Here is a 24,447-nt window from a genome sequence, read left to right on the forward strand (position 1 = left end):
TGCACCTTCTAGACGGTGGGGGTGGGGAGGGAGGAGTAGTCGACGAGACCCGTGCCTTCGAGCAGGGTCATGTGCTTCATCACGACGTCGACGGCCTGCCCGGCGAAGTCGCGGACCAGGCTGTTGCGGGTGCCCGCGCGGACCGCGGAGACGAAGGTGAACACCTTGCCGTGGGCGTTACGCAAGCGGTCCGCGAAGACGCGGTCGAACTCGGGGCCGCGTGCGGCGGCCATCTCGTCCAGCCACCCCCGCTGATCCGGGTTCGGCTGGTCCGGCAGCGGGACGCCGAGCTTGGCGGCGAGCTCTCGGACCTGCGCATCGAGTTTGGTGTGGTCCTCCACAAGGTGCCTGCCGACGTCCTTGACCTTCTCGCTGCCGGCCCGGTCCTGGGCCCAGCGCCCGGCGGGGATCTCCCAGAGCCCCGCCCAGCGCACCCTGACCAGCAGGTCGCGGTCGGCCGGGCTCAGCGGGCCGTAGGGGGTCTGCGTCCAGCCCGCCTGGGCCGACGACGCGCTCCTGGGGACGACCACGATCACCGTGACGGCCGCCGCGAAGAGGAAGACGCCGAGCACCAGGAGTTCCCCGAAACGGAACCGCATCGTGCCTCCTTTCGTGACCTTCGGTCGGAGGTACGCGGCGTCGCCGGGGGCGGTTCAGGACGTAGTCAGAAATAACTGGAGTTACGGATGTGGTGTACGAACAACTAACGCTGGTGCAAATATGTGGCCGTGCGTCGACAACTCGACAGCCGGTTCGTGCGTCTGGATTCCAATGACTACGACGACCCCGATCGAGAGGAACTCCTGATCAGGGAGCTTTACCGCGAGTTCGGCGGTCCGCTGCTGCGTCAGGTGCGCAAGACGACCGGCAACGACCTGCAATGGGCTGAGGATGTCGTCCAGGAGACGCTGGTGCGTGCCTGGCGCAACTCGGCGAAGCTGACATGGGAGCCCCACTTGCTGTGGGCGTGGCTCCTCACCGTCGCCCGCCGCATCGTGATCGACGGACGCCGCCGGCGCGGCGTCCGGCCCAGGGAGGTGGAGGCTCCCGAGGAGGACAGCCTTGCCGTGCCGGACGGCGCGGACCGCACGCTGGCGGCCATCGTGGTCGCGGACGCGCTGCGGAACCTGTCCGCCCAGCACCGGGAAGTTATCGAAGAGACATACTTACGCGACCGGACAGTAAGCCAAGCGGCCGAAGTTCTGGGCATCCCACCGGGTACCGTGAAGTCGAGGCTCTTTTACGCCCTGCGCGCACTTCGTACGGCCCTGAAGGAGAGGGGGGTGGCCAGCTGATGTCCGCGTCGTCGCCGCACTTCGACGTGGCAGCGTACGCCCTGGGAGTGCTGGACGACGACGAGGCCGAGGAGTTCGAGCGGCACCTCGACGACTGCGCGCCGTGCCGGGCGGAACTGCTGGAGACACAGGACCTGCCCGGCATGCTCGACGCCTTCAAGGACGGCTCCATCCCCTCGGAACGCACCATTCCCTGACCGGCCGGCTCCTGGCGTTCCGCCCGCCCCGGTCGGCGCCTCCCCCGTTAGCGCCTACCCCTGTCAGCCCTCGTCAGCTCCCGGTCAGCGCAGAGCCGCCGCCGGGAGGCCGAGCAGTTCCGCCAGCGCGCGTTCGCCTTCGGGGGTGACCTGGACGGCGCGGGTCGAGCCGATCCGCACGCACCACCCCGTCTCCAGCGCGTGGCGGCACAGCGCCGCTCCGGCGAGTCCCGCCAGGTGCGGCCTGCGCTCGGTCCAGTCGAGGCACCCGCGCGCCAGCGGGCGCCGGCCCGACGGGGCGAGGGGCGTTCCCAGGTCGGCGAACCAGCGCAGACCGGCGTCCGTGAGCGCGAAGCCGGTGTCCTGGCGCAACAACCCGCGTTCGGTCAACGCCTCCGTGACGGCGATGCCGAGCCGGCCCGCCAGGTGGTCGTAGCAGGTGCGGCCGCGCGCCAGCGCCCCGGCCGCGCTCGCGGCCCGCAGCGTACGCGGCCGGTCCGGCCGCCCGTGCCCGGGTGCGGCCTGCGCCGCGAGGTCCTCGATCAGGTGGGCCACCTGGGCGTCCGCCAGCCGTACGTAGCGGTGCCGGCCCTGCCGTTCCGCGGTGAGCAGCCCGCCCTCGACGAGCCGGTCGATGTGCGCGCTGGCGGTGGAGGGGGCCACTCCGGCGTGCCGGGCCAGCTCGCCCGCCGTCCAGGCCCGGCCGTCGAGCAGCGCCAGGCAGAACCGCGCCCGCGTCTCGTCGGCGAGGAGCGCGGCAAGCGCGGCCAGACCGGAGGTGACCCGCCCGGAAGACGGCGTGGACGGCATGATCGGCGTGGACGGCGTGGACGGCGTGGACGGCATGGCCCCAGGATGCGGCACCCACGTTGCGGTCGCGACCGAAGAGTCCGTGGCGACAGAGCCCGCGGCGACGCGACTGGGCGGAACGCCGGGCCGTCCGGCTCGCGGATAATTCGTTATGGGGCGAAACGTCCTGGTCCTAACGTTGGCCGGGTGAGAACCGAAACGCGCGTCGACCGCGGCCAAGAGCTCCACCGTCCCGCGGCTCGCGCCGCCCTCGCGGCCGCGGGGGTCACGGTCCTGTTGTGGGCTTCGGCCTTCGTCTCCATCCGCAGCGCCGGAGAGGCCTACTCTCCCGGAGCCCTGGCCCTGGGGCGGCTCCTCGCCGGGGCCCTCGTGCTGGGCGTGATCACGCTGGTCCGCCGGCCGGGGTGGCCGGCCCGTGCCGCCTGGCCGGGGATCGTCTGCTCGGGAATCCTCTGGTTCGGCGGCTACATGGTCCTGCTGAACTGGGGCGAGCGGGAGGTGGACGCGGGCACGGCGGCGCTGCTGGTCAACATCGGGCCGATCCTCATCGCGCTCCTCGGCGGCAGACTGCTCGGCGAGGGTCTGCCGCGCCCGCTGATCGTCGGCATGGCGGTGTCGTTCGCCGGCGCGGCGGTCGTCGGGCTCTCCATGTCCGGCGGCGGCCGTTCCTCCCTGCTCGGTGTGGTGCTGTGCCTGCTGGCCGCGGCGGCGTACGCGGGCGGGGTGGTCGTCCAGAAGCCGGCGCTCCGGCACGCGGGGGCGCTGCAGGTGACCACGTTCGGCTGCCTGATCGGGGCGGCGGCCTGCCTGCCCTTCGCGGGGGTCCTCGTCTCCGAGGCGGCGCGCGCCCCGCTGCCGGCGACGCTGAACATGCTCTATCTCGGCGTCGGCCCGACCGCCGTCGCCTTCACCACCTGGGCGTTCGCCCTGGCCCGTACGACGGCCGGCCGGATGGGCGCGACCACCTACCTCGTGCCCGCCCTGGTGGTGCTCATGTCGTGGCTGCTGCTCGACGAGGTTCCCGGCCCGCTCACGCTGGTCGGCGGGGCCCTCTGCCTGGTGGGGGTGGCCGTCTCCCGCCGCCCCGGCCGGGCACGGACCTCCAGCTAGGTCCGGTGCGCGCCGAGTTGACGTCTGTGATGTCATGGGGTGATATCGGGTGCGGTGGTGCCGGGCTTTCGGTCAATGGGGATCGGAAAAAGGGACGCGCCCATCGTGGAGGAGTGGCGCATGCCTGCGACGCCGTACGGCCGGGCCGGGTCCGGGGACGTGCTGCCCCCTCCGCGCAGCTTCGGCGAGGAGGGCGGGCGCCTGTCCTACGGCGGCTACCTCCGGCTGCCCGAGCTGCTCGCCCAGCAGGAGCAGCGGTCCGGGGCCAGCGACGAACTGCTGTTCATCACCGTCCACCAGGTCTACGAGCTGTGGTTCAAGCTCCTGCTGCACGAGCTGGAGCGGATCAGGGACGCGATGACCGAGGGCGCCCTGTGGCGGGCGAGGCACCTGTTCCGCCGGGTGCACGCGGTCGAGAAGGTCCTGGTCGACCAGGTCCAGGTGATGGAGACCATGACGCCGCAGGACTTCCTGGAGTTCCGGTCGGTGCTCGCTCCCGCGAGCGGCTTCCAGTCGGTGCAGTTCCGGGAGCTCGAGTTCCTGTCGGGGGCCAAGGACCCCTCGTACCTCGGTAGGCTGCGGGGCGCGGGCGACGCGGAAATCGCCAGGCTGCGGCGTCGGCTCGCCGAGCCCACGCTGTGGGATGCTTATCTCACCGCCCTCTCCCAGCGTGGCCTGCCGGTCTCCGACGAGGAGATCATGGACTCCCTGCTGGCCGTGGCCCGCGACCGGGGATCGCATGACGATCTGTGGGACCTGGCCGAGGATCTCCTCACCCACGACGAGACGACCGCCCTGTGGCGGATGCGACACGTACAGATGGTCGAGCGCCAAATCGGGACGAAATCCGGTACCGGCGGCTCGTCTGGGGCACCTTATCTCCGGGGGCGGACGCGTTTGCACTTCTTCCCCCTTCTATGGGAACTACGGGCCTGGCTTTGAAATCCTCACAAGGGAGTGAGTTAGCGACATGCCGCTCGAGATGGCGCTGAACCGGCAGGAATCGGATGAAGCGCTGGACGCGCTTCTCCGCACCGCCGCCGACACCTGCGCACACGCGCCGGGAGCGCCGCACGTGGACGGGGAGGACCCCCTGACCTTCCTGCGGCGGTACTACCGGAACGTTCCCCCCGAGGACCTGGCCGACCGCGACCCGGTGGACGTGTACGGGCCCGCGACGGCCCACCGCCACCTCGCGCAGAACCGCCCGCAGGGCCGCCCCCTGGTGCGCGTCTACACCCCCACCCTCGAAGAGTACGGCTGGGATCCGGGCCGTACGGTGATCCAGATCGTCACCGACGACATGCCGTTCCTGGTCGACTCGGTGACGACCGAGCTGGACCGGCACGAGATCGGCACGCACCTGCTCATCCACCCGCAGATTCGGGTGCGCCGGGACATGACCGGCAAGCTGCTCGGCCCGGACCAGGAGCACGTGACCGGGCAGATCATCCGCGAGTCGTGGATACACGTCGAGATCGACCGGCAGTCCGATCCCGCCGTGCTCAAGGAGCTGGAAAGCGACCTGCAGCGGGTCCTGCAGGACGTGCGCTGCGCGGTCGAGGACTTCGCCAAGATGCGGGCGCTCGCTGTGCGGACCGCCGACGATCTTTCGGCCGAGCCGCCGCCGCTCGACACCGCGCAGGTCGAGGACAGCATGGAGCTGCTGCGCTGGCTCGCCGACGGCCACTTCACGTTCCTCGGCTACCGGGAGTACCGGCTTGAGGACACCGACGGCGGCGCGGCGCTGCGCGCCCTGCCCGGCACCGGGCTCGGCATCCTGCGGGCCGACAAGGCCGGGTCGGACAGCTTCGCGGCCCTGCCGCCGGAGGTCCGCGCGAAGGCGCGGGAGAAACAGGCGCTGATCATCACCAAGGCCAACAGCCGGGCGACCGTCTACCGGCCCCACTACCTCGACTACATCGGGGTCAAGCAGTTCTCCCCCGAGGGCGAGGTGATCGGCGAGCGCCGGTTCCTCGGGCTATTCACCCATGTGGCGTACAACGAGTCGATCTCCCGCATCCCCGTCCTGCGGCGCAAGCTCGCGGAGGTGCTGGAGCGGGCCGGGCTGTCGCCCGACAGCCACGACGGCAAGGACCTCATCGAGATCCTGGAGACCTACCCCCGCGCCGAGCTCTTCCAGATCCCCGTGGACGAGCTGCTGCCGATCGCGCTCGGCGTGCTGCGGCTGCGCGAGCGCAAGCAGGTCAAGCTGTTCCTGCGCCGCGACGACTACGGCCGCTACATCTCCTGCATGATCTTCCTGCCGCGCGACCGCTACACCACCAAGGTCCGCCTGGACATGCAGCGGATCCTGCTCAAGGCCCTCGGCGGCACCTCGCTCGACTACAGCACCTCGATCGGCGAGTCGGCGCTGGCCCGGCTGCACGTGGTGATCCGCGGCGAGCGGGGCAGGCCGCTGGGCGAGACGCCGGTCGACCTGGAGGAGCTGGAGGCGCGGCTGGCCGCCACCACCCGCTCCTGGGAGGACGACCTCACCGACGCGATCAACGAGCTGTGCCCGGAGGAGGACGCGCCCGCGCTGCTGCGCCGGTACGGCGTCGCCTTCCCCGAGGGGTACAAGGCCGACTTCCCGGCCCGTACGGCGGTCGCCGACCTCAAGCGGCTGGAGGCGCTCGGCGACGAGCCGAACGCCATCGGCATGAACCTCTACGAGCCGTACGGCGCGGCGGAGGGGGAGCGCCGGTTCAAGGTGTACCGGCTGGGCGCGCCGATCTCCCTGTCGCGGGTGCTGCCGCTGCTCCAGCGCATGGGCGTCGAGGTGGTGGACGAGCGGCCGTACGAGATCGACCGCGACCACGACCCCGCCACCAAGGACGCCTGGATCTACGACTTCGGCCTGCGTTACACCCCTTCGGACGAGGTGCACCGCGACGAGTTCAAGCGGTTGTTCCAGGACGCGTTCGGCGTGCTGTGGCGCGGCGAGGTGGAGAACGACGGCTTCAACGCGCTCGTGCTGGCCGGCGGGCTGACCTGGGAGCAGGCCGAGATCCTGCGGGCGTACGCCAAGTATCTGCGGCAGGCCGGGAGCACGTTCAGCCAGTCGTACATCGAGCGGGTGCTGCGCGGCAACGTGCGGCTGGCCCGGCTGCTGGTGCGGCTCTTCGAGGCCAGGCTCGACCCCCGGCGGCCGGACGACGCCAGGCCGGAGGTCTGCGACGCGCTGACCGAGGAGATCCTCGCCTCGCTGGACGAGGTGGCCTCCCTCGACGAGGACCGCATCCTGCGGGCGTACCTGGAGATGATCCAGGCGACGCTGCGCACCAACGTCTTCCAGGCGGACCGTACGGACGGGCGGGACGCCGGGGCGGCCGGCAGCCAGTTCGTCACCGGCAGGCGCAAGCCGTACATCTCGCTGAAGTTCGACCCGCAGGCGATCAGCGTGCTGCCGCTGCCGCGGCCGAAGTACGAGATCTTCGTGTACTCGCCCCGGGTCGAGGGCGTGCACCTGCGCTTCGGCAAGGTCGCCCGCGGCGGCCTGCGCTGGTCGGACCGCATGGAGGACTTCCGCACGGAGATCCTCGGCCTGGTCAAGGCGCAGATGGTGAAGAACACCGTGATCGTGCCGACCGGGTCCAAGGGCGGATTCGTCGTCAAGAACCCGCCCCAGCTCAAAAACGGCGGGGGCGGCCGGGACGAGATGATGGCCGAGGGGGTGGCCTGCTACCGCCAGTTCATCTCCGGCCTGCTCGACCTGACCGACAACCTGGTCGCGGGGGAGGTCGTGCCGCCGCCCGACGTGGTGCGGCACGACGGCGACGACACCTATCTCGTGGTGGCCGCCGACAAGGGCACCGCGACGTTCTCCGACATCGCCAACGGGGTGGCCAAGGAGTACGGCTTCTGGCTCGGCGACGCCTTCGCCTCCGGCGGCTCGGTCGGCTACGACCACAAGGCCATGGGCATCACCGCCAAGGGCGCCTGGGAGTCGGTGAAGTACCACTTCCGCACGCTCGGGGTGGACGTGCAGACCACCGACTTCACCGTGGCCGGCATCGGCGACATGTCCGGCGACGTGTTCGGCAACGGCATGCTGCTGTCGGAGCACATCCGCCTCGTGGCGGCCTTCGACCACCGGCACGTCTTCGTCGACCCCGACCCCGACCCGGCGCGGAGCTTCGCCGAGCGGCTGCGCCTGTTCGGGCTGCCTCGGAGCTCGTGGGCCGACTACGACAGGTCGCTGATCTCGGCGGGCGGCGGCGTGTGGCCGCGCACCGCCAAGTCGATCCCCCTCTCCCCGCAGACGCGCGCCGCGCTCGGCCTGCCCCACGGCGTCACCGCGCTCGCCCCCAACGACCTGATCAACGCGATCCTGCGGGCCCCGGTCGACCTGCTGTGGAACGGCGGCATCGGCACGTACGTCAAGGCGTCGTCGGAGACCCACGCGGACGCCGGGGACAAGGCCAACGACGGGCTCCGGATCAACGCGGCCGACCTGCGCTGCAAGGTCGTGGGCGAGGGCGGCAACCTCGGCTTCACCCAGCGCGCCCGGATCGAGTTCGCGCTGAACGGCGGCCTGATCAACACCGACTTCATCGACAACTCGGCCGGCGTGGACACCTCCGACCACGAGGTCAACATCAAGATCCTGCTCGATCAGGTCGTCCGCGACGGCGAGATGACCGACAAGCAGCGCAACCTGCTCTTCCTCGACATGACCGACGAGGTCGGCCGGTTGGTGCTGGAGGACAACTACGCCCAGAACGTGGTGCTCGCGGCGGCCCGCGCCCAGGCGCCGGAGATGCTGCACATCCACTCCCGCTACCTGCGGAGGCTGGAGCGCGCCGGGCTGGTCAACCGGGAGCTGGAGTTCCTGCCGTCGGACAAGGTGCTCGCCGAGCGGCGCCAGGCCGGGCTTGGGCTGGCCAACCCCGAGTTCGCCGTGCTGCTGGCCTACACCAAGCTCGTCGTGGACGCGGAACTGCTGCAGTCGGACATCCCCGACGACCCGTCGCTCGCGTCGTGGCTGGTGTCGTACTTCCCCTCGGCGCTGCGCGACCGGCTCCGGCCGTACATGGACTCCCACCCGCTCCGCCGGGAGATCATCACGACCCGGATCGTGAACGACGTGGTGAACTTCGGCGGCACCAGCTTCGTCTTCCGGTTCGGCGAGGAGACCGGCGCCTCCGCGCCCGACATCGTGCGGGCCTACCTGGTCACCCGCGAGGTCTTCGACCTGCCGTCGTTCGTCCGGCAGGTCGAGGCGCTGGACAACGAGGTCGACACCGCGACCCAGCTCGCCATGCTGCTGGAGGGCCGCAAGCTGTCCGAGCGCGGCACCCGCTGGCTGCTCGGCAACCGCCGCCCCCCGCTCGACCTCGCCTCCACGGCGCGGCACTTCATCGACGGCGCGGGCGGCCTGCTGCCGCACCTGCCGAAGCTGCTGACCGGCCCCGACCTGGCGGCGTACGAGGAGCGCAGGGACTCCTTCACGGCCAGGGGCGTGCCCGGGGAGCTGGCCGAGCGGGTCGCGGCGATGGTGCCGGCCTACTCCACCTTCGACCTCGTGGAGATCGCGACGTACACCGGCAGGCCGGTGAGCGAGGTGGCCGAGGTCTACTTCGACCTGGCCGACCGGCTCCAGCTCGCCCGGCTGCGGGAGCGGGTGATCGCGCTGCCGCGCGACAGCCGGTGGAACTCGATGGCCAGGTCGGCGCTGCGCGACGACCTGTACGCCGCCCACGCCACGCTGACCCGGGACGTGCTGATCCACAGCCGGCCGGGCCTGTCGCCGGAGGAACGGCTGGCGAGCTGGACGGAGGCCAACCAGGCCGCGGTGACCCGGTCGCGGCAGACGCTGTCGGAGATCTGGGAGAGCGACACGTTCGACCTGGCGACGCTGTCGGTCGCGCTGCGCGCGGTGCGGACGCTGGTCTCCACCAGCAACCTGCCGCACGCGGAGGCGTAGCCTCCCGGTCCCGGGTCAGCGGTTGAAGCCGCCGGTGACGACGCCCTGGTAACCGACGACGTGCACGGGCGCGGTGGACGCCTTGGGCGGCACCGCGCTCACGTACTGCTGGGTCTCGACGATCTGCCGCTTCTGGTGGATCATGAGGTCCTTCGTGGGGCTCAGCAACCAGCGGGCCGCGGCGGGGACCGCCACCGGGCGGCCCTCGCTGCACTTCACCCCCTGGCCCTGGCCCGGCCCCTGCGCGCTGGTGATCCACGAGGACGTCCGGATCAGCGTGTACATCGTCAGCGCGCCGCCGTCCCGGGTGCGCAGCGCGAAGATCGGGTAGTTCGGCGCGGAGGCGAAGATCGACTCGTACGCCATGCAGTCGTCGGCCTTCGCCTTCGCCTTGGTCCTGCCGATCTCTTCGTAGAAGCCGGTGGTCTGCGGGCCGGGGGCGATCAGCCCGGAGGCGTATCCCTTGGGGCCCTCCTCGGCGACCGTCGCGTGCAGCGGGCCCATCAGGTTGGGACTGATCGCCACCGACGAGTCGCGCGACCCCAGGGCGATGGCGTACCCCTCCGCGTCGAGTTCGACCGCGGGCGGTTTCTCGCCGGGATTGAGCAGCGACGTGAAGCTGTTGCGCCACGGGCCGTCCTGGCCCTGCCGGACGAAGGTGAACACGCCGGTGCGGGCGCCGCCCGGCCCGCCGTGCCGTTCGGCGGTGGCCGCGAACCACTGGGCCGCGCCGCTCTGCCGGGGCACGAGCACCGTGCGGTGGTCCCAGTGGTAGCTGGCGGGCCGCCTGCCGCCCTGCGTACGGATCTCGGCGATCGTGATCGGGCGCTGGCCGTCCTGGGTGAGCTGGTACGCCCAGCGGTCGGCGTGGGCCGCCCTGAGCACCTCGTCGGTCTCCAGGAACGTGTCGAGCGCCCGTGAGGCGTCCTTCAGCGTCACCGTGGGCGGGCTCGGCGACGCCGAGGGCGAGGGGGACGGCGCGGGGCTCGCGCCACGCCCGTCGTGCCCGTCGCCCGGAACGGTGGAGACGGCCGCGGCAGGGGCCCGCGGCGGCTCCCCGCCCGAGCAGGCGAGGACCGTGGACGCCAGGAGGGCGAGGGCCAGCGCACTCCGAACGACCCCGTTCACGCCAGCCTCCCGATGCGATCGATGCACATGCTACCGAGGCGCGCTGCCTGACAGGGTCTCCGGTTCGCGTACCCTTTACAGACGTGGCAGTCATCGATCCAGCCGAAGAGATCAACGAGCTTGGCGGCACGCTGAGAGGCATCCAGGACGTGCTCGACCTCGACGCCCTGCGCAAGCAGATCGCCGAGTTGGAGGAGCAGGCTGCCGCGCCCGACCTGTGGAACGACCCCGACCAGGCCCAGCGCGTCACCAGCCGGCTCTCCCACATCCAGGCCGAGGTGAACCGCGTGGACGGCCTGAGCCGCCGTCTGGAGGACCTCCCGGTCCTGTTCGAGCTCGCGGCCGAGGAGGGCGACGAGGACGCGCTGGCCGAGGCCGACAAGGAACTCGCCGCGCTCAGGGCCGAGGTCGGCGCGCTGGAGGTGCGCACGCTCCTGGCGGGCGAGTACGACGCCCGCGAGGCCCTGGTGACCATCAACTCCCAGGCGGGCGGCGTCGACGCGGCCGACTGGGCGCAGATGCTGCTGCGGATGTACCTGCGGTGGGCCGAGCGCAAGGGCTACCCGGCGGAGGTCTACGAGACCTCCTACGCCGAGGAGGCCGGCATCAAGTCGGCGACCTTCACGGTCAAGGCCCCCTACGCGTACGGCACGCTCAGGGGCGAGCACGGCACCCACCGGCTGGTCCGGATCAGCCCGTTCGACAACCAGGGCCGCCGGCAGACCTCCTTCGCGGGCGTGGACGTCGTCCCGGTGGTCGAGCAGACCGACCACATCGACATCAACGAGGACGACCTGCGCATCGACGTCTACCGGTCGTCCGGGCCGGGCGGCCAGGGCGTCAACACGACCGACTCGGCCGTGCGGATCACCCACCTCCCGACCGGGATCGTGGTCTCCTGCCAGAACGAGCGGTCCCAGCTGCAGAACCGCGCGACGGCGATGGCCGTCCTCTCGGCCAAGCTGCTGGAGCGCAAGCGCCAGGAGGAGGCCGCGGCGATGAACGAGCTGCGCGGCGAGTCGACGACGTCATGGGGCACGCAGATCCGCAACTACGTGCTGCACCCGTACCAGATCGTGAAGGACCTGCGCACGGGGGTGGAGGCGGGCAACCCCTCCGCCGTGCTGGACGGCGACCTCGACGAGTTCATCGAGGGCGAGATCCGCTGGATGCGCCGCCAGGAAGCCGGCGACGCCCAGTAGAGACGGCGGTTCTAATAACCGCTGACGTGTCCGACCGTCGCGACCAGGGCGAGGACGAGGAGCACGATCAACGTGATGGTCAGGGGCGTCAGCCCCAGGAATCCGTGGTTGTGCAGCTTGGCGCGGCCTTCGCGGCAGACGGGGCAGCGGCCCTCCACCACGGGGCCCGCGCAGGCGGCGCAGATCAGATGTTCGCAGCTCATAGCAGCTTTACCGGCCCATCGCTCGAGGGCTAATCGTTTTGTTTCCGTTATGGACGTTCCATGCCAGTGTTACCCCTAGACTGGCCTTCGGCCAAACGGAACGTCGATCGACAGCAAAGTGACCGGCGACCCCCGTACCGGCCGTCCCACCCCCTAGACTGGCTAGCCGTGATGCGCCCGTGATCCATTTCGATAATGTCACCAAGGTCTACGCGAACCAAAACCGGCCCGCCCTCGACCACGTGAGCGTGGATGTCGACAAGGGCGAGTTCGTGTTCCTGGTCGGTCCGTCAGGGTCGGGGAAGTCCACCTTCCTCCGGCTGGTCCTGAAGGAGGAGCGGCCCAACTCCGGCTCGATCCACGTGGCCGGCAAGGATCTCGCGAAGTTGTCCAACTTCAAGGTGCCGCACCTGCGCCGCCGCATCGGCTGCGTGTTCCAGGACTTCCGGCTGCTGCCGAACAAGAACGTCTACGAGAACGTGGCGTTCGCCCTGGAGGTCATCGGCAAGCCGCGCCGGTTCATCCGCAAGGTCGTGCCGGAGGTCATCGAGCTCGTCGGCCTGGAGGGCAAGGCCCACCGGATGCCCGAGGAGCTGTCCGGCGGCGAGCAGCAGCGGGTCGCGATGGCCCGCGCGTTCGTCAACCGGCCGATGATCCTGCTCGCGGACGAGCCCACCGGAAACATCGACCCCGCCACGAGCATCGGCATCATGAAGGTGCTCGACCGAATCAACAGGACCGGCACGACCGTCCTCATGGCGACACACGACGCGGCGATCGTCGACTCCATGCGCAAGCGCGTGGTCGAGCTCGAGGACGGCAAGATCGTCCGCGACCAGTCGCGCGGCGTGTACGGCCAGGCGTATTAGGAGTAACTGGGACCATGCGGGCCAACTTCATCTTCTCCGAGGTCTGGATCGGCCTTCGGCGCAATCTCACGATGACCATCGCGGTGATCGTGACCGTGGCCGTCGGCATGGCGCTGCTGGGCGTCGGACTGATGATCAACTCTCAGGTCTCGAAGCTCACCGGCTTCTGGAGCGACAAGGTCGAGCTGTCGGTCTACCTGTGTGTGAAGGGCTCGCCCTTCGACGCGTGCAAGAACAAGGGCGCGGTCACGCAGGAGGAGAAGGGCAGCCTGGAGCAGACGATCCGGGGCCTGCCCGAGGTCGAGTCGGTGAAGTTCGAGACTCAGGCCGAGGCGTACAAGAACTGGCAGAACACCGAGAACAACACGCTGCTGCTGTCGGTGACCAAGGTCGAGGACATGCCGGAGTCCTTCCGGGTGAAGCTCAAGGACCCGGAGAAGGCGGCGGTCGTCGCGAGCAACCTCAAGGGGCAGCCCGGCGTCTCCAACGTCGTCAACGAACGCGACCTGCTCCAGTCGGTCTTCGGCTTCATGGACACCCTGCGCAACATGGCGCTCGGCATCGCGATCCTGATGGTCTTCGCGGCCACCCTGCTGATCGGCAACACCGTGCGGCTGTCGGCGTACAACCGCCGCAGGGAGACCGGGATCATGCGGCTGGTCGGCGCGTCCAACATCTACATCCAGCTTCCCTTCGTGATGGAGGGGTTGATCGCGGGCCTGATCGGCGGCGTCCTGTCCGGCGTCCTGCTGATCCTCGTCAAGATCTTCATCTTCGAGGAGATCCAGACGTACATGGTGGCGCCCCTCGGCTGGGACACCGTCGCCGGTGTGATCACCGGCACCATGGCCATCGGCGTGCTGATCTGTGTCTTCGCGTCGTTCGTCACGCTGCGCCGCTACCTGCGGGTGTGAGTTCCGCGGACCGCGTAGCTTCCCGTAGCTCGTTTTCGCCCTTCTCGGCGACGGTAGGCTCCCCTTATGCCACGTGAGACCGGGCGCAAGCTCATCGCCCAGAACAAGCGTGCCAGGCACGACTTCTTCATCGAGGACACCTACGAGGCCGGGCTCGTGCTGACCGGCACCGAGGTCAAGTCCCTGCGGGCGGGCAAGGCCAATCTGACCGACGGCTACGCCTCGGTCGAGGGCGGCGAGGCCTGGCTGATCAACGTGTACATCCCGGAGTACAGCCAGGGGACCTGGACCAACCACGCCGCCCGGCGCACCCGCAAGCTCCTGCTGAACCGCAAGGAGATCGGCAAGATCGACGCGACGCTCAAGGAGAAGGGCCTCACCCTGATCCCGCTGTCGATGTACTTCAAGGACGGCCGGGCGAAGATCGAGATCGGTATCGCCCGGGGCAAGAAGGACTACGACAAGCGCCAGACGCTGATGGAGAAGCAGGCCAGCCGGGAGATGTCGCGGGCGATGTCCAACGCCGTCCGCCGGCGGGGGGGCCGCTAGACCGTGCGCGCCAGAGTGGTACGGGCCGCGCTCGCCCTGGGGTTGACCGCGCCCTTGCTCACCGGCTGTTTCGAGGAGCCGTCGCCCCACGAGGCGGTGCGCGACTTCCTCGTCGGCTGGCAGACCGGGGACTACGCGGCCGCCGCACGGCGGGCCGACGGAGACCAGGCGGCCGTACGGAAGGCGCTGGAGGACGCCCGCCTCCAGCTGGACGCCGCCTCGGTCCGCTTCTCCCTCAAGGGGATCAGCCAGGACGGCGAGGCCGCGCAGGCCGCCTACCACGCCGAGGTGGACCTCGGGGAGAACAACCCCCTCTGGCAGTACGACGGCACCCTGCCCCTGCACCTGGCCGGCGGCCAGTGGAAGGTGCGGTGGTCGCCGAGCGTCATCCACCCGGACCTGCACGCCGGGCAGCGTCTCGCCGTCGCCACGGTCCCCAAGGGCCGCAGGCCCATCCTCGACCGCGCGGGCGAGCCCCTGCAGGACGAGACGATGCTGCACGTCGCGGGGGTCACCCCGGCCGAGGTCAAGGACCCAGCCCACCTGTGCGAGCAGTTGTCGAAGATCACCGGGTTCGCCCAGGACCGGCTGCTGAGCCGCATCCTGTCGTCGCCGCCGCAGGACTTCGTCCCGCTCGCGACGTTCGGCCGGACGAAGTTCGCCCAGCTCAAGTCCAAGCTGGAGGCCATCGGCGGGCTGCGGTTCGAGATCGACAACGCGCCGGTGGCGCCCAAGTCGCCGACGCAGATCGTCGGGGTCGTGACGGCCATCACCCCGGAGGCGGAGCAGCGGCTCGGCGGGCCGCAGCGGGCCGGCGACACCCTCGGGAGGGACGGCCTGCAGAAGGCCTACCAGGACCAGCTCACCGGCTCCACCGAGACCCGGGTCGTCATCCTGGACAACGCCACCGGGCGGCAGGTCAAGGAGCTCAAGGCGTGGCCCGGGCGGGAGAACGAGCCGGTCCGCACCACGATCGACAGCCGCCTGCAGAGCGCCGGCGACGCCGCCGTCGCGGGGTCCCGCCCGGCCGCTCTCGTTGCCGTCAAGGCGTCCACCGGCGAGGTGCTCGCCGTCTCCACCAACCAGCTTCACCAGGAGCGGGACGCGCTCGCGGGCAGGTACGCGGCCGGCACCGCCTTCTCGATCGTCGTGGCCGAAGGACTGCTCAGGTCGGGCCTCGACCCCAAGCAGAAGGTGCCGTGCAGCGCCGACCGGACGGTGGGCGGGGCGCGCTTCCAGCAGCCCGGTGTGGACGGAGTGACGGTCCCCAGCTTCCAGACCGACTTCGCCCAGGGCTGCGTCACCGCGCTCGCGTCGCTGGCCCGGCGGATCAACGGCCAGGCGATCAGCCGCAGCGCGCAGCAGTTCGGGATCGGCTCCGGCTGGAAGCTGCCGCTGCGGACCTTCAGCGGCTCGGTGCCCGCCGCCCAGGGCGACGCGGCGGTCGCGAAGATCATCGCCGGGCAGGGCGCCAAGGTGAGCCCGCTCGCGATGGCCCTGGTCGCGGGAGCCGTCAAGTCCGGCACCTGGCGCCCCCCGACACTGGTCACCTCGCCCGCCGCCCCCGACCCGGCGGTGGAGGAGGCGGGCGGGTCCGCCGCGGTCACGCCGGCCACGCTCGACCCGGCGGTCACGGCCAAACTGCGCACGCTGATGCGGGCCGGCGTCACCTCGGGCGCGGCGGCCCCCGCCACCGCCCCCGGCGAACCCGTGTACGGAGTGGCGGCCCAGGTGACCCAGGCGGAGAAGAAGGAGCGGACGAGGCTGTCGTGGTTCGTCGGCTGGCAGGGGGACGTGGCGCTCGCCGTCCTGGTGGAAAGCGGTGACCTTCAGGCCGCTCCGGCGGTCGCGGGAGGCTTCTTCCGGGGCGCCCAGCCGCAGACCTGAGACAGTGCCAGCCTGAGACAGTGCCGACCTGAGAAAAACCGGGGAGCGCGAGCAACCATTGGGGGCCTGACCGGCGTCTTTCAAGGTGACTGGGACCCGCTCGGGGGGTTGCGGGCCCAGTCGTCGTGATGAGGACAGGGCTCCATCTCGGGGGGAGCCCTGCCATCCGGACCGGCTCGACCCTGCCGGTCGGCCCCCGGGGCGCCGCGTCACGCCGCGCCCCGGGGGCCTCGGCGTCCCGGTGGGTCCCGGTGATGCGCGGCGGGTTCCGGCGGGAGGAATCGAAGTCGCGTCGCGGCTGTTGTCATGAGTAAGCTTGTGGCGCCGGGCCCTCGGGTCCGGCACGACAACCAGGCGGCTGGACGACCGTCCAGCTGTACGACCAGGGGGTGACCGGTTTCGACTTCGGCATTGCAAGTCAGGAGAAGCGGGTCGGGGACTGCGGACATAACCCCGTCAACACTGTGACCGCGACAATTAAGTGCCAATAAGAAGAGCACTGAGGTGAGCCAGGCTTCCCTGGCTCTCGCCGCCTAAGCAGCGAAAAACCTCTGTCAGCCCGGGAGTGCCTCCGGCCCGGAACTGACATCGCTAGGAGGCTCAACCGTCCGACCCGGTCACGGGGCCGTACGGGAAAACAAACAGTGACTGAGCCCGTCGGCGACTCGCCTGTGTGATCGCCGGGGCTGAGAAAAGCACAACAGGCTGCACCCGGAGAAGTCCTGTCTTGGTGTTGAAGGACGCGGGTTCGATTCCCGCCACCTCCACCCGGACACGAGGGCCCACGGCCGCGAGCGGATGCTCGCTCCCGTGGGCCTTCGCGTTGTCCGGGCGTCTTCTGCGATGGCCGGCCGTGTTTCGGGCAGCCGAATTGCCGCCCGGAGTATCCGGATGGTAACGGTTAGTGCCGATCGGCGGATCCGTCCACCAGGGGATCGCCATCATGTGCGGGTGAACCGGCGCAGATCGTGGATCGTGCTCCCGGCCGCCGCGCTCAGCGTGGCCGCCCTGGGCGCGGCCGTCGTCGTCGTGGTCAGGGCCGTGTCCTCGAAGGAGTCGCCGAACGTCGCCGACGCGGTGGCGGTCGCGCTGGCCGCCGTGACCTCGGGGGTGGCGGTGCTGGGATGGGCGCGGAACCGGGCCGCGCCCCGTGCGGCCCGTCCCGATCAGGTGTCCGCGGCCAAGGACACCCTCGTCGCCCTGGTGCGCAACGCGTGGCGGGCCGAATCGATGATCCGCGGACTGGAGCCCGACCCGATTCCGGTGGTCTGGCGGCTCACCGACGACACCGGCCTGCTGCACCACCGGCACCTGATCGGCGAGGGAAGCCTCGAAGGCGTCGGCAACGCGGTCGCGGAACTGGCCGATGACTTCCTGAAGCTCCGGCGGCGTCGTCTGGTCATCACCGGCGGTCCCGGCGCCGGCAAGACCACCCTGGCCATCCAGCTCCTGCTGGAACTGACGGGGAAGGGGCGCGACCCGGCCGACCCCGTGCCGGTGCTGCTCTCGCTGTCGAGCTGGGATCCCGCGGCCGAGGACCTGCACTCCTGGCTGACCAGGAGCCTGGAGCGCGACTACGAGGCCCTGGGCTCGGCGGAGTTCGGCTCCGGGGTCGCCCTCGAACTCGTCAGGGGCGGCCACATCCTGCCCGTCATGGACGGCCTGGACGAGTTGCCCCGCCCGCACCGGGCCGCGATCGTCAGGGCGCTCAACGCCTCACTGGACGCGGCCGAGTCGTACATCCTCACCAGCCGTACGGAGGAACTGGCCGAGGCCGTCGAGGACGCGAAGCAGCCGTTGCCGTCCGCGGCCGTCATCGCGCCGGCGCCGCTCACCCCGGCCGACGCCGAAGGGTACCTGCGCACCTGCCTGCCGCCGGCGCCCGGCCCGGTCTGGGAGAACGTCCTGGACGGCCTGCGTACCGGAGAGCTGAAGGGGTTGTCGCAACTGACGGCAGCCCCTCTCGGTCTGTGGCTCCTGCGCGCCGTCTACATCGACCCCCAGGCCGATCCGGCCCCGCTGACCGGGCGGCTGGGGCAGGATCCCGACGAACTGCGGGGCCATCTGTGGGACGGCCTGATCCCGGTGCTTCTCGCCGCGCGTTCGCCCGGTGCGTCGCCGACCGGCCGCGCCGGGCCGCCCGAACTGACGCCGAGGCATGTGTGGGACGCCGGCCAGATGCGCCGCCACCTGAGCTACCTGGCCCGTGTGCTCGGCAAGAACGGCACCCGCGACCTGGCCTGGTGGCGGCTGGGCGGGCTGGTGCTCGACGCCGACGAGCGCAGGCGGGCGGCCACCACCACCTGCCTGGTCGTCGGCGTGGTCTTCGGCATGGTCGCCGCGTACGCGGGCCGGCTCCATCCGCTGGTCACCCTTCCGGTGGGCTTCAGCGCGGGACTGGGGGTGATGACCACCACCCTGCGCGGATTCACCGGGACACCCGGTCACGTCAGCGTAGAGTTCCGCGGCAGGGTGCGGGATCTGGCCCGGCAGATCACGATCGTGCTCCTGCTCAGGATCCTGATCGGGATGGTCAGCGTCACCGGCGCGGCGCTCGTGGCGGAGACGCAGCCCGGACTCGCGTTGCAGGCCGGGATCTGGGCGGGCCTCGCGCTCGGCCCGGGCCTCGTGCTCATCCAGTGGATGCAGCAGCCCACCCCTCTCACGGCGGCGACCACGCCGTACCACGCCTGGCGGGCGAGCCGTACTCTCGCCGTCCTGTGCGCCGCGGTGCCGGGAGTCGGGGGCGGGGTGGTCACCGGCCTGGTGAGCGGGCTGGCGAACGGACCCTGGTTCGGGCTCAGGCTCGGCGTCCTGTCCGGAGCCTTCCTGGCGCTCGGGCTCGGGCTCACCATGCTCCGCCACAGCGCGTGGCCCGCCTACCTGATCACTACCCGGCACCTGGCCGAACAGGGGAAGTGCCCGAAAGACCTGATGGACTTCCTGGACGACGCGCACCGGCTGGGGCTGCTGCGGGTGGTCGGCCCGGTCTACCAGTTCCGCCACGCCGACCTGCAGGACCACCTCGCCGCCGGCACCCGGGTGCCCGCGCGGCCGCGCGGAGGGGCCTAGAGTCGTGGCGTGCGTGGGAGGAGTCCCACGTCAGGAGCCAGGAGGGGAAGCAGGTGGGGGAGCGGTTGGCAGAGCCGGGCGCGGAGCGTGCGGGGGAGCCGCGGGTGGTGGTGCGCAGGTCACTGCCGTCGCAGCCCGCCGTACGGGCCTCGGCCTCGCTGTTCCTGACCGAGGCCGAGCGGCAGGGGGTGCGGGCCGGCCGCACGATGCTGTACGTCGGGCCGGAGCCCGCGCCGGCGCATGTGGCGGCGGGCCTGCGGGTCGAGCCCGGGACGCCGGTGCTGGCCCGGCGCAAGCTGCTGCTCGCCGACGAGGTGCCGGTGCGGGTGGCCACCAGTTTCCTGCGGCTCGACCTGTTCGAGGGGACGCCACTGGTGGAGCCCGGCTTCCTGCGCCCCAGCCTTCAGGCGGCGATCGAGGGCCTGGGACACCGCTTCGGCCGGGCGGAGGAGCATCTGATCGCCCGGCCCGCGGAAGGGGAGGAGGCGGTCACGCTCGATCTCGGCCCCGGTGAATGGGTGGTCCGGATCGTGCGCGCCGCCTACTCGGCCGACGATCTCCCGATCCACGTGCTGGAGACCGTCTGCGCGGCCTCGCGACACATCTTCGAGATCACTCAGGTGAGCGGCGCCGACGAGTTCTGAGCGACGTAGGCGTCGATGTCCCTGAGCAGGGCGTGCTTGCCTACGTCGTCGAGGAAGGACGCCCGGACGGCTGTGCGCGCCAGGTCGGCCACCCCGTCGGCGTCCAGCGAGAGCAGTTCCGCCGCGACGGCGTACTCCTGGTTGAGATCGGTGCCGAACATGGGCGGGTCGTCGGTGTTGACCGTGACCGGCACCCCGGCCGCGACCAGCGCGGGCAGCGGGTGCCGCGCCAGGTCCGGTACGGCCCCCGTCCGGACGTTGGAGGTGAGGCAGACGTCCAGCGTGATCTGGTGCTCGGCCAGGTGCTCCAGCAGCGCCGGGTCCTGCACGCTGTGGATGCCGTGCTCGATCCGCTCCGCACCGAGATCCCGTACGGCGTCCCAGACGCACTGTGCGTCGGTGACCTCACCGGCGTGCGGCACCGAATGGAGCCCGGCGGCGCGGGCCGCGGCGAAGTGCGGTGCGAACAGCGCCCTGGGCACGCCGTTCTCCCCACCGCCGAGCCCGAAGCTCACCAGCCCGTCCGGCCGCTGGTCCAGTGCGAGGGAGAGCGTCTGGTCGGCGGCCGGGATCCCGAAGTCGCCGGGAATGTCGAAGCACCAGCGCAGCACGGTGCCGAAGTCCGTCTCGGCCCGGCGTCTGGCGTCCTCGATCACCTCGCAGAACTCCTCGGGTGCGAAGCCGCGGGCCAGATGGGGATACGGGGTGATCGTGAGCTCGGCATATCGCACCCGCTGGGCGGCCAGGTCGCCGCCGACGCCGTGGATGAGCGTCCACAGGTCCTCGGGCTTCCTGATGAGGTCCGCGACCTGCAGATAGACCTGGAGGAAATGAGCGAAGTCGCGGAAGTCGTAGAACTTCTCGACCAGGGCGGGATCGGCGGGCACGGGCGTCGAGCCTTCGTAGCGCGCCGCGAGGTCGGCCACGATGTGGGGTGACGCCGCGCCGACGTGGTGAACGTGCAGCTCTGCCTTGGGCAGCCCGGCGATGAACCGGGTCAGTTCGGGGGAGATCACGCCCCCGACCGTAACAACCGCGTGGAGGCTCGCTCCAAGGGATTTTCCGGTATCTCACACCACTTTGTCAGGATTGCGGCTTACTGCCCCGCGGGCAGTTCGCTGAGCACGGCCGAGACCGTGCTTCTGGTGCCGTCCGGGTGCAGGATCTCGACCCGCGTGCTGTCTCCCGGCCGGAGCGTGGCCATGATCTGCGACAGCGCGGTGGCGGTGGGGGTCGCGGTGCCGTTGACCCGCACGATCACGTCGCCGGGGCGGATGCCCGCCTTCTCCGCGCCGCCTCCTGGGGTCACCGAGCCGACCACCACGCCGATCGGGTCGCCGTTCGCGTCGACCGCGGTGCCGACCCGTACGCCGAGGGCGGCCCGGCGGGTGTTGACGACCCGGCCGTACCTGATGATCTGGCGGGCGACGTCGGTCGCGGTGTCGCTCGGGATCGCGAAGCCGAGGCCGGGCGCGGTGCCCTGCTGAGGGTCGACGGCGGCCAGCGTGGGGATGCCGATGACCTGCCCGGACAGGTCGACCAGGGCGCCACCGCTGTTGCCGGGGTTGATGGGCGCGGAGGTCTGCACGGCGTTGGTGATGGTCGCGGCTCCGCCGCCGGCGTGCCGTTCGCCTGTCACGGTGCGGCCGAGTGCCGACACGATGCCGTCGGTCACGCTGCCGGAGAAGCCGAGGGGGTTGCCCATGGCCAGCACGATCTGCCCGACCTTGAGGTTCGCGGAGCGGCCGAACGTCGCGGGTGTCAGCCCGTGGGCGTCCTCCACGCGGATCATCGCGAGGTCGCCCGCCGGATAGCTGCTCACGAGCCGGGCCTTTCTGGACTTGCCGCCGGTCGCCAGCGTCACCCGGAACTCCGTGGCGTTACCCACGACGTGGGCGTTCGTCAGGATGTGTCCCTCCGTGTCGTAGACGATGCCGGAGCCCAGCGCCTGCCCGGTGGTGATCTGCACGGTCGACGGAAGGACCTTCTTGATGACCTGCTCGTAGGCCGACTCGAGCTCCACCGCCCGCGTGGGCGCGAGTGGGGTGCTCGGCGCCGTCCCCGCCGGGGGCGGGGTGGTCTCGACGCCGGGGGTCCGCGGCGCGCACCCTCCGACGACCAGCGCCGCCACGGCCGTGCCGGCGGCCGTACGGAGGACCTTCCGTGAGAGCTGCATAGCCCCTGTCTACCTGCGGTGATCGTGGCCGCAAGGCGGCGCGCCGCCGTGCGGGCGGGTCATGACCGGCCCCGGACCCGTTGGCGAATATTCCTCTAGAATATGGTTCTACGCGGAGTCGAAGCTGGAGGATCACATGGCGATCGGGCTGAACGAGGAGCATGAGGCGCTCCGCGAGTCGGTGACCGGATGGGCCGAGCGGGCCGTGCCCGCCGACGTCGTACGGAACGTGGTCGGCGTCCTCGCCCAGCCGGGAGCCCGGCCTGGAGTTCGGCCTGGAGCCCAGCAGGGCGCGGAGCCGGGCGCCGAGCCGGGAGCGGAGGAGCGTCCCGCCTTCTGGCCCGCCCTCGCCGGCCAGGGGCTGCTCGGGCTGCACCTGCCCGAGGAGTACGGCGGCTCCGGCTACGGCCTGCTGGAGGCGGCGGTGGCGATCGAGGCGCTGTCGGAGCGGATGACGCCTGGCCCGATGGTGCCGACCATCCTCGCCGGCGCCGCGATCCTCGCCTCCGAGGCAAAGGCGCGGGCGGATGTGCTGCCCGGGCTCGCCGACGGGTCGCTGACCGGCGCGCTGGCCCTCGACAGCGAGATCACCGGAGAGATCACCGGTGAGGCGACCGGTGAGAGCGAGGGGGGCGGGCTCACGATCAGCGGAACCGCCGCGCACGTCCTCGGCGCGGGGGTGGCCGACGTGCTGGTGCTCCCGGTGACCACGAACACCGGGGAGGAGTGGGTGGCGATCGACGCCGCCCAGGCGAAGATCACAGTGGTCCGGCCGCTCGACCTCACCCGCGGCGTGGCCATGGTCGAGGTGTCCGGGCTCGAGGTGCCCGCCGAGCGTGTGCTGACCGGTCTGACCAGGAACGAGGTGCTCACGGCGGCCGCGATCGTCCTCGGCGCGGACGCGGCGGGGGTGGCCGCCTGGTGCGTCGCCGCCGCGGCCGACTACGCCAAGGTGCGGGTGCAGTTCGGCCGGCCGATCGGCCAGTTCCAGGGCGTCAAGCACAAGATCTCCCGCATGCTGGTGGCGTTGGAGCAGGCCCGCGCCACGGTCTGGGACGCCACCCGGGCCGAGGGCGCGGAGCGCGACTACGCCGCCGCGATCGCCGCGGTCATGGCGCCCGACGCCGCCGTGCAGTGCGCCAGGGACGCGATCCAGATCTTCGGGGGCATCGGCTACACCTTCGAGCACGACGCGCACCTGTACTACCGTCGCGCGCTGACGATCCGCGCGCTGCTCGGCGCGTCCTCCGAATGGTCCGATCGGGTGGCCGCGCTGGCGCTGAAGGGCGTCACCCGGGAGATGGAGATCGACCTGCCCGAGGAGTCGCGGCCGTTGCGCGAGGCGATCCGGGCGGAACTGGCCGGGATCGCCGCCCTGGAGGGCGCCGAGCAGAGGCGGGCCCTCGCGAGGGCCGGGTTCGTCATGCCGCACCTGCCCCGCCCCTGGGGCCGCGCGGCCTCACCGCTGGAGCAGGTGCTCATCCACCAGGAGGTCAGGGCGGCCGGGATCAGGCCACCCCAGATGATCATCGGTGCGTGGGTGGTGCCGTCGCTGGTCACGTACGGCACGCCGGAGCAGCAGGAGCGCTTCCTGCCCGCCACACTGAGCGGTGAGCTGGTCTGGTGCCAGCTGTTCTCCGAGCCCGAGGCGGGGTCCGACCTCGCCTCGCTGCAGATGAAGGCGGAGCGGGCCGAGGGTGGCTGGCGGCTCACCGGCCAGAAGATCTGGACCTCGGTCGCGCACGTCGCCGAGTGGGCCATCTGCATCGCGAGGTCCGACACCTCCAGGCCCAAGCACGACGGCATCACCTACTTCCTGGTGGACATGAAGGCGCCCGGAGTCACCGTACGGCCGCTGACCGAGATGACCGGGGAGAACCTGTTCAACGAGGTGTTCCTCGACGACGTCTTCGTGCCGGACGAGATGGTCGTCGGAGAGGTGAACGACGGCTGGCGGGTGGCCCGGAACACGTTGTCGAACGAGCGGGTCAGCCTGTCGTCCGGCTCGGGCGGCACCGGGGCGTCGGTGCCCGACCTGCTCGGCCTGGCGGGCCGGCTCGGCCGCGAGCTCACCCCCGCCGAACGGCAGGACCTCGCCGGGGTCGTCTGCGAGGCGCACTCCATCAACGCGTTGTCGTTGCGGGTGACCCTCAGGCAGCTCGCGGGCGACGAGCCGGGCGCCGACGCCTCGGTGCGCAAGCTGCTGTCCACCGCGCACGCCCAGCACGTGTCGGAGGCGGCGGTGTCGCTGATCGGCCCGGCCGCCGTCACCGCCGCCGACTGGAGGCTCGGCGACGCCGGCTACTGGAACCGGGCCGTGCTCGCCACCCGCGCGATGACGATCTACGGTGGCACGACCGAGGTGCAGCTGAACATCATCGCCGAGCGCCTGCTGGGCCTGCCCCGCGACCCCGAGCCGGGCAAGTAGTCCCCGTCGTCCGGCCGCTACTGGAACTGGGAGA

At 71.0% G+C, this 24,447-nt stretch carries 19 protein-coding genes and 1 other RNA gene; 14 read left to right on the forward strand and 6 right to left on the reverse strand.

Annotated elements, in window-relative coordinates; all coding sequences use genetic code 11:
* Nucleotides 1–8 precede the first annotated feature (8 nt).
* Complete coding sequence (locus HHX40_RS07040; RefSeq protein WP_182879853.1) at nucleotides 9–599, reverse strand: DUF4142 domain-containing protein; 591 nt, start codon at nucleotides 597–599, stop codon at nucleotides 9–11.
* A 123-nt stretch (nucleotides 600–722) separates the two neighbouring features.
* Between HHX40_RS07040 and HHX40_RS07045 the strand changes: the two genes are divergently transcribed.
* Entirely contained in the window at nucleotides 723–1,295 is a 573-nt protein-coding gene (locus HHX40_RS07045; RefSeq protein ID WP_244301792.1) for a sigma-70 family RNA polymerase sigma factor, read from the forward strand.
* The gene (locus HHX40_RS07050) at nucleotides 1,295–1,492 is read left to right on the forward strand and encodes a zf-HC2 domain-containing protein (RefSeq protein WP_111699420.1); all 198 of its coding nucleotides are present in this window, start codon (nucleotides 1,295–1,297) and stop codon (nucleotides 1,490–1,492) included. The genes HHX40_RS07045 and HHX40_RS07050 overlap by 1 nt, the downstream gene beginning before the upstream one ends.
* An 84-nt stretch (nucleotides 1,493–1,576) precedes the next feature.
* Here HHX40_RS07050 and HHX40_RS07055 read toward each other — a convergent pair whose 3' ends face one another.
* Nucleotides 1,577–2,302: an ArsR/SmtB family transcription factor gene (locus HHX40_RS07055; RefSeq protein WP_182879974.1), complete on the reverse strand. Its 726-nt coding sequence runs from the start codon at nucleotides 2,300–2,302 to the stop codon at nucleotides 1,577–1,579.
* A gap of 186 nt (nucleotides 2,303–2,488) precedes the next feature.
* Between HHX40_RS07055 and HHX40_RS07060 the strand changes: the two genes are divergently transcribed.
* The 3 genes from HHX40_RS07060 to HHX40_RS07070 all read left to right on the forward strand — a co-directional run bounded on the left by HHX40_RS07060 (nucleotide 2,489) and on the right by HHX40_RS07070 (nucleotide 9,341).
* Complete coding sequence (locus HHX40_RS07060) at nucleotides 2,489–3,412, forward strand: DMT family transporter (protein ID WP_182879854.1); 924 nt, start codon at nucleotides 2,489–2,491, stop codon at nucleotides 3,410–3,412.
* A gap of 120 nt (nucleotides 3,413–3,532) precedes the next feature.
* Complete coding sequence (locus tag HHX40_RS07065; RefSeq protein ID WP_111699471.1) at nucleotides 3,533–4,354, forward strand: tryptophan 2,3-dioxygenase; 822 nt, start codon at nucleotides 3,533–3,535, stop codon at nucleotides 4,352–4,354.
* Nucleotides 4,355–4,382: 28 nt separating this feature from the next.
* Nucleotides 4,383–9,341, forward strand: a complete 4,959-nt coding sequence (locus HHX40_RS07070; protein ID WP_182879855.1) for an NAD-glutamate dehydrogenase — start codon at nucleotides 4,383–4,385, stop codon at nucleotides 9,339–9,341.
* Between the two features lie 15 nt (nucleotides 9,342–9,356).
* Here the strand turns inward: HHX40_RS07070 and HHX40_RS07075 are convergent, their stop codons facing one another.
* A complete protein-coding gene (locus HHX40_RS07075; protein WP_182879856.1) occupies nucleotides 9,357–10,469 on the reverse strand; it encodes a hypothetical protein in 1,113 nt (370 codons plus the stop codon).
* A gap of 83 nt (nucleotides 10,470–10,552) precedes the next feature.
* Between HHX40_RS07075 and prfB the strand changes: the two genes are divergently transcribed.
* A complete protein-coding gene (prfB, locus tag HHX40_RS07080) occupies nucleotides 10,553–11,671 on the forward strand; it encodes a peptide chain release factor 2 (protein ID WP_111699426.1) in 1,119 nt (372 codons plus the stop codon).
* Between the two features lie 11 nt (nucleotides 11,672–11,682).
* On the opposite strand, the gene HHX40_RS07085 is transcribed toward prfB, so the two are convergent.
* Nucleotides 11,683–11,874, reverse strand: a complete 192-nt coding sequence (locus HHX40_RS07085) for a hypothetical protein (protein ID WP_111699427.1) — start codon at nucleotides 11,872–11,874, stop codon at nucleotides 11,683–11,685.
* Nucleotides 11,875–12,053: 179 nt separating this feature from the next.
* On the opposite strand from HHX40_RS07085, the gene ftsE reads away from it, so the two are divergent.
* The 7 genes from ftsE (at nucleotide 12,054) to HHX40_RS07115 (ending at nucleotide 19,809) form a co-directional block, all read left to right on the forward strand.
* Complete coding sequence (ftsE, locus tag HHX40_RS07090) at nucleotides 12,054–12,743, forward strand: cell division ATP-binding protein FtsE (RefSeq protein WP_111699428.1); 690 nt, start codon at nucleotides 12,054–12,056, stop codon at nucleotides 12,741–12,743.
* 14 nt (nucleotides 12,744–12,757) lie between these two features.
* Nucleotides 12,758–13,657, forward strand: coding sequence for a permease-like cell division protein FtsX (gene ftsX, locus HHX40_RS07095; RefSeq protein ID WP_111699429.1), 900 nt, complete (start codon nucleotides 12,758–12,760; stop codon nucleotides 13,655–13,657).
* 66 nt (nucleotides 13,658–13,723) lie between these two features.
* The gene (smpB, locus tag HHX40_RS07100) at nucleotides 13,724–14,206 is read left to right on the forward strand and encodes an SsrA-binding protein SmpB (protein WP_111699430.1); all 483 of its coding nucleotides are present in this window, start codon (nucleotides 13,724–13,726) and stop codon (nucleotides 14,204–14,206) included.
* Nucleotides 14,207–14,209: 3 nt separating this feature from the next.
* Nucleotides 14,210–16,093 carry a penicillin-binding transpeptidase domain-containing protein gene (locus tag HHX40_RS07105; RefSeq protein ID WP_182879857.1) on the forward strand — a complete coding sequence of 628 codons (1,884 nt, stop codon included), beginning with the start codon at nucleotides 14,210–14,212 and terminating at the stop codon, nucleotides 16,091–16,093.
* 385 nt (nucleotides 16,094–16,478) lie between these two features.
* Nucleotides 16,479–16,863, forward strand: a transfer-messenger RNA (tmRNA) gene (gene ssrA, locus HHX40_RS07110).
* A 181-nt stretch (nucleotides 16,864–17,044) separates the two neighbouring features.
* Entirely contained in the window at nucleotides 17,045–19,165 is a 2,121-nt protein-coding gene (locus HHX40_RS35600; protein ID WP_220498755.1) for an NACHT domain-containing protein, read from the forward strand.
* A 53-nt stretch (nucleotides 19,166–19,218) separates the two neighbouring features.
* Nucleotides 19,219–19,809 (forward strand): GntR family transcriptional regulator, encoded by a 591-nt coding sequence (locus HHX40_RS07115; protein ID WP_310737977.1) that lies wholly within the window; start codon nucleotides 19,219–19,221, stop codon nucleotides 19,807–19,809.
* On the opposite strand, the gene HHX40_RS07120 is transcribed toward HHX40_RS07115, so the two are convergent.
* Entirely contained in the window at nucleotides 19,782–20,825 is a 1,044-nt protein-coding gene (locus tag HHX40_RS07120) for an adenosine deaminase (protein ID WP_220498756.1), read from the reverse strand. The genes HHX40_RS07115 and HHX40_RS07120 overlap by 28 nt on opposite strands.
* An 80-nt stretch (nucleotides 20,826–20,905) precedes the next feature.
* A complete protein-coding gene (locus HHX40_RS07125) occupies nucleotides 20,906–21,985 on the reverse strand; it encodes a S1C family serine protease (protein WP_182879859.1) in 1,080 nt (359 codons plus the stop codon).
* A 136-nt stretch (nucleotides 21,986–22,121) separates the two neighbouring features.
* Here HHX40_RS07125 and HHX40_RS07130 point away from each other — a divergent pair, with 136 nt between their 5' ends.
* Nucleotides 22,122–24,413, forward strand: a complete 2,292-nt coding sequence (locus HHX40_RS07130) for an acyl-CoA dehydrogenase (protein WP_182879860.1) — start codon at nucleotides 22,122–22,124, stop codon at nucleotides 24,411–24,413.
* Nucleotides 24,414–24,447 lie beyond the last annotated feature (34 nt).

The sequence above is a fragment of the Microbispora sp. H10949 genome, assembly GCF_014161435.1.
GTDB classification, from domain to species: Bacteria; Actinomycetota; Actinomycetes; order Streptosporangiales; family Streptosporangiaceae; genus Microbispora; species Microbispora triticiradicis.

Excerpts from the sequence above, each read along its gene's own strand:
- ftsX (WP_111699429.1), top strand. The coding sequence starts at position 12,758 with ATGCGGGCCAACTTCATCTTCTCCGAGGTCTGGATCGGCCTTCGGCGC.
- smpB (WP_111699430.1), top strand. The coding sequence starts at position 13,724 with ATGCCACGTGAGACCGGGCGCAAGCTCATCGCCCAGAACAAGCGTGCC.
- HHX40_RS07040 (WP_182879853.1), bottom strand. The coding sequence starts at position 599 with ATGCGGTTCCGTTTCGGGGAACTCCTGGTGCTCGGCGTCTTCCTCTTC.
- HHX40_RS07050 (WP_111699420.1), top strand. The coding sequence starts at position 1,295 with ATGTCCGCGTCGTCGCCGCACTTCGACGTGGCAGCGTACGCCCTGGGA.
- HHX40_RS07065 (WP_111699471.1), top strand. The coding sequence starts at position 3,533 with ATGCCTGCGACGCCGTACGGCCGGGCCGGGTCCGGGGACGTGCTGCCC.
- HHX40_RS07125 (WP_182879859.1), bottom strand. The coding sequence starts at position 21,985 with ATGCAGCTCTCACGGAAGGTCCTCCGTACGGCCGCCGGCACGGCCGTG.
- HHX40_RS07070 (WP_182879855.1), top strand. The coding sequence starts at position 4,383 with ATGCCGCTCGAGATGGCGCTGAACCGGCAGGAATCGGATGAAGCGCTG.
- HHX40_RS07055 (WP_182879974.1), bottom strand. The coding sequence starts at position 2,302 with ATGCCGTCCACGCCGTCTTCCGGGCGGGTCACCTCCGGTCTGGCCGCG.
- HHX40_RS07085 (WP_111699427.1), bottom strand. The coding sequence starts at position 11,874 with ATGAGCTGCGAACATCTGATCTGCGCCGCCTGCGCGGGCCCCGTGGTG.
- HHX40_RS07130 (WP_182879860.1), top strand. The coding sequence starts at position 22,122 with ATGGCGATCGGGCTGAACGAGGAGCATGAGGCGCTCCGCGAGTCGGTG.